Origin of the sequence: Clostridium sp. (genome assembly GCF_016650095.1) — a bacterium.
GTDB lineage: Bacteria > Bacillota > Clostridia > Clostridiales > Clostridiaceae > Clostridium_AD.
Map to the genome: position 1 here is coordinate 1 of NZ_JAENWL010000300.1, position 4,670 is coordinate 4,670.

At 31.5% G+C, this 4,670-nt stretch carries 3 protein-coding genes; 2 read left to right on the top strand and 1 reads right to left on the bottom strand.

Features of this window, described 5'->3' with window-relative positions; translation table 11 throughout:
* The coding region (locus tag JJE11_RS14870; RefSeq protein WP_291636992.1) for a hypothetical protein at positions 1–536 on the bottom strand (536 nt) is incomplete at its 3' end.
* Positions 537–784: 248 nt separating this feature from the next.
* Here JJE11_RS14870 and secA point away from each other — a divergent pair.
* Complete coding sequence (secA, locus tag JJE11_RS14875) at positions 785–3,286, top strand: preprotein translocase subunit SecA (protein WP_291636995.1); 2,502 nt, start codon at positions 785–787, stop codon at positions 3,284–3,286.
* A gap of 93 nt (positions 3,287–3,379) precedes the next feature.
* Positions 3,380–4,487 (top strand): peptide chain release factor 2 gene (gene prfB / locus JJE11_RS14880; protein ID WP_291637002.1). Its coding sequence is split into 2 segments (ribosomal slippage): positions 3,380–3,457 and positions 3,459–4,487, totalling 1,107 coding nucleotides; the frame shifts between segments, so codons are not numbered across the junction.
* Positions 4,488–4,670 lie beyond the last annotated feature (183 nt).

Consider the following 4,670-nt stretch of genomic DNA (forward strand, 5'->3'; position numbering starts at 1 on the left):
GGAGACCGGTCAGGTATAATTAATCTGTCTCTATGAGTAGTTGCTATTTCTCGTAAATTACATGATTTAAAGCAATTACTGCAGTTTAAGGACCTATTGTAAATACATAAATTAGAAGAAATAACTATTGGAATTTTATAGTTTCTTATAAAATCTAAATTTTCATTGCTTATATTTGTAGTTGATATCAAAATCAAACTTGGGGTTATATGTTTGATCGGTATATTTAAAGAAAAAAAGTCATTAAAATCTAAGGAATTTGTTATGGGGTAAATTGAAAAGTTTTTGTAAAGGTCTTTGCAATACTTTAGCAGAAGATAAGTAGGGGTAATTATATTATTAAAATTTGCAGTTATACCATGATAAGATAACAAATCAAAAATTGTTTTTCTGCTTATAGAACAATTATGAGAAAAGAAATAGCAAATGTCTGGGGAGTAACTATTTATAAATGCTTTTAAGTTTTTATCAATTGTATTATTTATCAAAACTATTTCTTCAAGGTAAAAGACAAAGAAAGGCGAATCGGTAAACAAGAACATCACTCCCTATTTTATATTTTAATATTATTATACATAAAACTTGTATTCTACACAATACGACAAGGGATGATTGTTCATAATTAAGTAACAAAGTTTATAAAACATATACGTTGAATAGCAACAAATTAAGTGGTATAATTAAGATTGTGTATTTAGAAGTTATTAAATTGTATATTTAGGAATTATTAAATTGTATATTATTAAATTGTATATTATTAAATTGAATTGTGAGGATGAATTGTATGAAATTTTTTGATAAGTTTTTTGGTAGTTATAGTGATAGAGAAATAAAAAGAATAAATTCAACTGTAGATCAGATAGAGGAATTAGATTCAAAAATGACTAGCTTAAGTGATGAAGAACTTAAAGCGAAAACAGAAGAATTTAAAATTAGGCTAAATAAGGGAGAGACTTTGGATGATATATTACCTGAAGCCTTTGCAGTTGTTAGGGAAGCTTCGTGGAGAGTTCTTAACATGAAGCATTTTAGAGTGCAATTAATTGGTGGTATAATACTGCACCAAGGAAGAATAACTGAAATGAAAACTGGTGAAGGAAAGACACTAGTGGCTACACTTCCATCATATTTGAACTCATTAACAGAAAAGGGAGTTCACATAATTACAGTTAACGACTATCTTGCAAAAAGGGATAGAGATGAGATGGGAAGAATACATGAATTCTTAGGTGTTTCAGTAGGGGTAATTATTCATGATATAGACCAAAATCAAAGAAAAGAGGCCTATAATTCAGACATAACATACGGAACAAATAATGAATTTGGTTTCGATTATTTAAGAGATAATATGGTAGTCAGTAAAGAAGAAAAAGTTCAAAGAGGGTTAAACTTTGTAATCGTGGATGAGGTTGATTCCATATTAATAGATGAGGCAAGAACACCACTTATAATATCTGGAGAAGGAGAGAAATCTACAGATTTTTATAAAGTAGCAGATTATTTTGTAAAAGGGTTAGTTAAAGAAGAAGATTACACTATAGATGAAAAAGCTAGTGCTGTTATAATGTCTGATGCTGGTATAGATAAAGCAGAGAAATATTTTCACATAGAAAATTATCCTGATGCAGCAAATATGGCTATACAGCACCATGTAGTTCAAGCTTTAAAAGCAAATTACATAATGAGAAAAGACAAAGATTATATGGATAAAGATGGAGAAGTTATTATTGTAGATGAGTTCACTGGAAGACTTATGGAAGGCAGAAGATATAGTGATGGGCTACACCAAGCTATTGAAGCAAAAGAGGGAGTAAAAATTGAAAAAGAGTCAAAAACTCTAGCAACTATTACATTCCAAAATTATTTTAGAATGTATGGTAAGTTAGCAGGTATGACAGGCACAGCGCTTACAGAAGATGAGGAGTTTAGAGAAATATACGGATTGGACGTCTTGGTAATTCCCACTAATATGCCGCTCGTAAGATTGGATAATGCAGATTTAGTTTATAAAACTGTTAAGGGGAAATATAAAGCTATAATAGATGAAATAGCTGAAACCTATAAGATTAAGCAACCGGTTCTTGTAGGTACTGTTAGCATAGAAAAATCGGAATTATTATCTGAGATGCTTAAAAGACGCGGAGTTCCCCATCAAGTACTTAATGCGAAATACCATGAAAAAGAAGCGGAGATAATAGCTCATGCTGGAGCACTTGGTATGGTTACTATAGCAACTAACATGGCGGGGCGTGGTACAGATATTAAGCTTGAAGAAGGTGTTATTGAAACTGGAGGACTTAAGATAATTGGAACTGAAAGGCATGAGTCTAGGCGTATTGATAATCAGCTTAGAGGCCGTGCTGGTCGTCAGGGTGATGTGGGAAGCACAAGGTTTTATATATCACTTGAAGATGACTTAATGAGAATATTTGGTTCCGAAAGGCTTCAAGGTGTTGTAGAAAAATTGGGTTTAACTGATGAGGATGCGATTGAAAGTAAGATGGTAAGTGGAGCTATAGAAAGTGCTCAAAAGAAAGTTGAAGGAAATAACTTTGATATAAGAAAAAATGTTGTTCAATATGATGATGTAATGAACCAACAGAGAGAAATAATTTATAGTCAAAGAACGGACGTTCTTCAAGGAGAAAATATAAAAAGCCAAATTGAAGAAATGATAAAAGATGTTGTTTTCTCAGCAGTTGCGTCTCATATTACCGGTGATGAGGAAAAATTTGATGAAGAATTAGTAAAACTTATAAATTATCTTGAAGAAATATATATTCCAAAGGGTTCTGTTTCAGTAGAAGAATTAGAAAAAATGGCTACTGACGAAATTAAAAGTGCTCTTTTAGATTTAGCTCAAAAGATGTATGCCGAGAAGGAAGAACAATTTGGTGAGGAACAAATGAGAGAAATTGAAAGAGTTATTCTTCTAAGGGTTGTAGATACTAAATGGATGGATCATATTGATGATATGGAACATTTAAAACAAGGTATTGGACTTAGAGCTTATAAACAACAAGATCCATCACAAGCGTACCAAATGGAAGGTAGCGATATGTTTGCTGAAATGATTGATAACATAAAGATAGAAGCTGTTAAATACTTATTTCATGTGCAAATAGAAAAAGCCCCTGAAAGAGAAATGGTTGCCAAGATTACATCAACAAATCATGATAATTCCATTAAAAAAGAGCCAAATAAAAAAGAATCTAAACCGGGAAGAAATGATGAATGTTCTTGTGGTTCAGGTAAAAAATATAAAAACTGTTGTGGCAGAGGATAGTATAGTTTATAATTCTCAATTGTAAACTATAAAAGAGGCACGTAATTAATTCTTGCGTGCCTCTTTTTAAATATAATGAAAGAGGTGTAGTAATTGATAATACAAATCGAAGAAATAATAAGTGAAATAAATGTATTAAAAAGTAACATAGAAGAAATCAAGGTTTCTCTTTGACGTAACATCTATGGAAAAACAATTAAAAGAGTTAGAGTTTAAAATGCAGGAGACTAATTTTTGGGATGATATAGTAGTGGCACAAGAAGTGACGACGCAAGCTAAGGGAATTAAAGATAGAATTGATAGATTTAATTTAGTAGTTAGTAAGACAGAAGATTTAGAAGTACTTATTGAACTAAGTGAGGAGGAAGAAGATGATTCCTCTATAGCAGAAATAAAATGTGAACTAAAAGATTTAGCATATGATACTGATAGGTTTAGGATAGAAATTTTACTAGCTGGAAAATATGATAAAAACAATGCAATCTTAACGCTTCACACTGGGGCAGGTGGAAATGACGCTCAAGATTGGACGGAAATGCTTTATAGAATGTACTCAAGATGGTGTGAGAAAAAGGGATATAAGATTGAAGTTTTAGATTATCAGCCATCCGATGAGGCAGGTATTAAAGCAGTTACATTAAAAATAACGGGTGAGTTTGCCTATGGATACTTAAAGGCTGAAAAGGGAGTACATCGATTAGTAAGAATTTCACCATATAATGCAAATGGTAAGAGACAAACTTCTTTTGCTTCATGTGAAGTGCTTCCAGAACTTACTGAAAGCCAAGATATTGATATAAGGCCTGATGACCTCAGAATAGACACGTATAGGTCAGGCGGGGCAGGAGGTCAACATGTAAATAAAACTGACTCAGCAGTAAGAATTACTCATATACCTACAGGAATTGTAGTTCAGTGTCAAAATGAGCGAAGTCAGCATAGCAATAAACAAACTGCAATGAAGATGCTTATGGCAAAACTTTTAGATTTAAAGGAAAGAGCTAAAAAGGATAGAATTGAAGACTTGACTGGAGATTTAAAAGATAATGGCTGGGGAAGTCAAATTAGATCATATGTATTTCATCCATATAATTTGGTTAAAGACCATAGAACTAATACGGAAATGGGCAATGTAGATGCAGTTATGGATGGTGATATTGATATTTTCGTTGAGGAGTATCTTAGGCAGATTAATAAATAGTGTTAAAGACATTTAAAAAAAATTTAGGATAATAGTGTGATCGTATAAAAAGGAGATGTCTCAAAATAGAAATAATTTCTATTTTGAGACATCTCCTTTTTGTTTATAAATGATCAAAACTATAAAATAAAAATTATTTATTGTAATATTTAAAAAATTGTGATAATATTCATATAGTACAAA